Consider the following 3,869-nt stretch of genomic DNA (forward strand, 5'->3'; position numbering starts at 1 on the left):
TGCGCCTCGACCTCGAACCGCAACTTCGAGGGACGGCAGGGCTTCAAGGGCCGCACGCACCTCGTCTCGCCCGCGAGGGCCGCGGCCGCCGCGATCGCCGGGCGTTTCGTCGATATCCGCGAGTGGCGGTAAAGCCATGAGAGTGCCCGGACGGCTTCGGCCGGGCCGGGCGCAGGCCTAGCCCGCGAAGGCGGGTCCGGCCGGCAGCCGGCGCTCGGGCGCCGGGGCCGGCGCCGTCTCGCGGATGTCGATCACCACCTTGTCGCGTCCATCCGCCTTCGCGCTGTAGAGAAGGCGGTCGGCCCGGTCGATCGCATCGAACAGCGTTTCCTGCGGGTCGATCGCCACCACGCCGAAGCTCGCCGTCACCGTCAGCTCGGCGAGCGGCGCCGGCCAGCGGATCTGCCGCGCCGAGGTGCGCACGGTCTCGGCAAGCTCCAGCGCCGACGCGTAGTCGCTGCCGGCAACCACGATCGCGAACTCTTCGCCGCCGATGCGCGCCACCAGCCCGTCCGCCCCCGCAAGACCGCTGCAGAGCGCCGCATAGCCGCACAGGACGGCATCGCCCGCCTCGTGGCCGTAGCGGTCGTTGATCTGCTTGAAATGGTCGAGATCGCTGAGGACGAGTGCAAGGCACGCGTCGGGGCCCATGTGCCGACGCATCGCCTCGACGCCCTGCTCGAGACCGCGCCGGTTCAGCGCTCCGGTCAGCGCGTCGGCGGTCGATTCCTCGCGCAGGCGCCCGATGACGTCGAACGCCGTCGTCAGGATCACGCTCAGCGCCAGGAGGATGCCGGTCGCCGCGCCATTCAGCTGGAACACGAAGCCCCAGGGCGACTCGCGCCAGTTCGACACGCCGAGATCCTCGGGCGAGGCGTAGAGAAGAAGGACGTTCTGCAGGCCGAGGCTTACCGTGATCGTGCCGCACAGGCCGACGAGAAGCGGCCGCAGCACGCCCGGATCGCGCCGCATCTCGACCGCGGATAGAAGCATCAGTGCCCCGCAGGCCGTCTGCACCGAGAACACCTCGTGCAGCACCGATCCGCCCAGAAACGCGAGACTGCCCGCAGCGCCCGCGCTTCCGGCTGCGACAACGAGGGCGAGCCATACCCAGCGCGGGCGGCGCCCGGCGCGCGCGGCGAAGGCGGCGTTGGCGATCGCGAGCGCGATCAGGAACAGCGTGTCCTCGACCGTCGGCTTGGCGACGCTGCCGGGCGCCGTCGGCAGGACGGTCAGGGCGAAGCCGAGCGAGGCGACGAAGAAGCCTGCGCTCCACCATCGAAGGCTGGCATGGAGGCGCGACAGCAGGAGGAAGCAGAGCGCGAAGGATGAGAACAGGACCGGCACGGACCAGGCGAGGATGTCGGCGCGCATGTTCGTCCTCCCCGTCTCCCGCATGACGCTGCGTCGCAGGCGCCATGACTTGACGCCATAATGTTGCGGCCCAAAGCAAAACCACTAGCCGCAGCGGCAGCCCGGCGCAATCCGAGCGACGTAGAACCCGCCAACGATCCGCCCGCCGCGACTTGACGCTCGCGCGCTTCCGCCGCACACCAGCGGCATGAGCCAGAGCGAAAGCGTTCCCGATATCGAGATCGGCCTCCTGCGTCTGAAGGATGCGCGCGAGCTCGCGCCGCTTCTGGCCGCCTACAACCAGGCCATGTTCCGCGGTGCGCCGGGCGCGCCCGACACGTTCTACGCCGAGCAGCTTCTGCAGGATCGGACCGGCGAGATGCTGGGCGCCCGTCTCGACGGCGAGCTCGTCGGTTTTCTCCAGTTCTACGACCTGCCAGACCTCTGGACCGGCATGCGCTCGGGGCTCGCCGACCACGTGTTCGTCGACCAGCGCCACCGCCGCAAGGGCATTGCCAAGGCGATGGTGGACCTCTTGGCGGAAGAGGCCGATTCGCGCGGCTGGTCGCGCCTCGTGCTCCACGCGCCGCGCCACGGCGGATCGGGCCGCCACCTCTACGAGAAGGTGGCCGAGCCCGCCGACTGGTCGAGCTACGTCCTGCGCTTCCTCGATCGCTGACGGCCGGCCGACACCATTCGCCTGCGACGCAAGCGACATTCAATCGGTTTGGGCGCGAATGCGACCGATCGCGGCTTGATTTCGCAGCCGCACAGGTTCTTTAGAAGCAATCCAGCCGCGTCTGGGCGCCACGCCCGGCGTCCCATGCCAGCCGCGATCGCCCACGGAGTGATCCTTGTCCGACATCAAATCCGCCCGGCCGCTGTCGCCGCATCTCACGGTCTATCGGTTCCGTCCGACCATGGCCATGTCGATCCTGCACCGCATCACCGGCGGCGCGCTCTATGTCGGCACGGCGCTCGTCGTCTGGTGGCTGATCGCCGCCGCCAGCGGGCCGGACGCCTTCTCCTATGCGTCCGCCTTCTTCGGCTCGATCATCGGCCGGCTGATCCTCTTCGGCTACAGCTGGGCGCTGCTCCACCACATGGCCGGCGGCATCCGCCACCTGATCTGGGACACGGGCGCCGGCCTCGGCCGCGAAGAATCTACCAAGCTCGCCATCGCCACGCTGGTCGCCTCGCTCGCAGGAACCGTGCTCCTGTGGCTGGTCGTCGTCATCCTCTAAAGGAAGGTTCCGTCATGGACATGAGAACTCCCCTGAAGCGGGTTCGGGGTTACGGCGCCGCCGGCGAGGGCACCGGGCACTTCTGGATGCAGCGGCTCACCGCCGTCGCCAACCTCTTCCTGATCTCGTTCTTCGTCGTGCTCCTGATCGCGCTGCACGACGAACCCTATGATGGCGTGCGCGCGGCCTTCGCCAACCCGCTCGTTGGGCTGGTGATGGGCCTTGTCGTGATCTCCGTGTGTGTCCACATGCGTCTCGGCATGCAGACCATCATCGAGGACTACATTCACGGCGGCGCGAAGGTGGCTCTCGTCATCCTGAACACCTTCTTCGCCGTCCTCGTCGCTTCGGCGAGCCTTTTCGCGATCGTCAAGATGAGCTTCGGAGCCTGAACACCATGGCGACTGCCCAGCCCCATCGCAGCGCGCCGGCCCAGAACGGCAAGGCCTACACCTTCATCGACCACACGTTCGACGTCGTGGTCGTCGGCGCCGGCGGCGCGGGCCTCCGCGCCACGCTTGGCGCGGCTCAGGCCGGCCTGAAGACCGCCTGCATCACCAAGGTCTTCCCGACCCGTTCGCACACCGTGGCGGCGCAAGGCGGCGTGGCCGCCTCGCTCGGCAACATGGGCGAGGACAACTGGCGCTGGCACATGTACGACACCGTGAAGGGGTCGGACTGGCTGGGCGACCAGGACGCCATCGAGTATCTCGTGCGCGAGGCCCCCAAGGCCGTGTACGAGCTCGAGCATTTCGGCGTGCCCTTCTCGCGCACCACGGACGGCAAGATCTATCAGCGCCCCTTCGGCGGCATGACCACCGACTTCGGCAACGGCCCGCCGGCACAGCGCACCTGCGCCGCCGCCGACCGCACCGGCCACGCGATCCTGCACACGCTCTATGGGCAGTCGCTGCGCTACTCGTCCGAGTTCTTCATCGAGTATTTCGCGATCGACCTCATCATGGATGAGGAGGGCGCCTGCCGCGGCGTCGTCGCCATCAACATGGACGACGGTTCGATCCATCGCTTCCGCTCCAAGAAGGTGATCCTGGCGACCGGCGGCTACGGCCGGGCCTACTTCTCGGCCACCTCCGCCCACACTTGCACCGGCGACGGCAACGCGATGGTGCTGCGCGCCGGTCTGCCCTTGCAGGACATGGAGTTCGTGCAGTTCCACCCGACCGGCATCTACGGCGCGGGCGTGCTCATCACCGAGGGCGCACGCGGCGAAGGCGGCTACCTGACCAACTCCGAAGGTGAGCGTTTCATGGA

Annotated in this window: 6 protein-coding genes; 5 read left to right on the forward strand and 1 reads right to left on the reverse strand. The window is 68.4% G+C overall.

Annotation, left to right across the window (positions count from 1 at the left end; translation table 11 throughout):
• The coding region (locus tag QZ753_RS16880) for an aconitase family protein (RefSeq protein WP_294645311.1) at nt 1-132 on the forward strand (132 nt) is incomplete at its 5' end.
• Between the two features lie 45 nt (nt 133-177).
• Here QZ753_RS16880 and QZ753_RS16885 read toward each other — a convergent pair.
• A complete protein-coding gene (locus QZ753_RS16885) occupies nt 178-1,374 on the reverse strand; it encodes a diguanylate cyclase (protein WP_294645304.1) in 1,197 nt (398 codons plus the stop codon).
• Nucleotides 1,375-1,561: 187 nt separating this feature from the next.
• On the opposite strand from QZ753_RS16885, the gene QZ753_RS16890 reads away from it, so the two are divergent.
• From QZ753_RS16890 to QZ753_RS16905, 4 genes are all read left to right on the forward strand, one after another.
• The gene (locus tag QZ753_RS16890; RefSeq protein WP_090961501.1) at nt 1,562-2,032 is read left to right on the forward strand and encodes a GNAT family N-acetyltransferase; all 471 of its coding nucleotides are present in this window, start codon (nt 1,562-1,564) and stop codon (nt 2,030-2,032) included.
• A gap of 175 nt (nt 2,033-2,207) precedes the next feature.
• The gene (gene sdhC, locus QZ753_RS16895; protein ID WP_294645306.1) at nt 2,208-2,597 is read left to right on the forward strand and encodes a succinate dehydrogenase, cytochrome b556 subunit; all 390 of its coding nucleotides are present in this window, start codon (nt 2,208-2,210) and stop codon (nt 2,595-2,597) included.
• 14 nt (nt 2,598-2,611) lie between these two features.
• Entirely contained in the window at nt 2,612-2,989 is a 378-nt protein-coding gene (gene sdhD, locus QZ753_RS16900; RefSeq protein ID WP_294645308.1) for a succinate dehydrogenase, hydrophobic membrane anchor protein, read from the forward strand.
• Nucleotides 2,990-2,994: 5 nt separating this feature from the next.
• A partial coding sequence (locus QZ753_RS16905; RefSeq protein ID WP_294645310.1) for an FAD-binding protein occupies nt 2,995-3,869 on the forward strand: 875 nt, incomplete at its 3' end.

The organism is uncultured Aureimonas sp., assembly GCF_913775355.1.
Classification (GTDB): Bacteria; Pseudomonadota; Alphaproteobacteria; order Rhizobiales; family Rhizobiaceae; genus Aureimonas.

Bases quoted from the DNA above. Each gene is read 5' to 3' on its own strand.
- QZ753_RS16885 (WP_294645304.1), bottom strand. From the start codon at position 1,374: ATGCGCGCCGACATCCTCGCCTGGTCCGTGCCGGTCCTGTTCTCATCC.
- QZ753_RS16890 (WP_090961501.1), top strand. From the start codon at position 1,562: ATGAGCCAGAGCGAAAGCGTTCCCGATATCGAGATCGGCCTCCTGCGT.
- sdhD (WP_294645308.1), top strand. From the start codon at position 2,612: ATGGACATGAGAACTCCCCTGAAGCGGGTTCGGGGTTACGGCGCCGCC.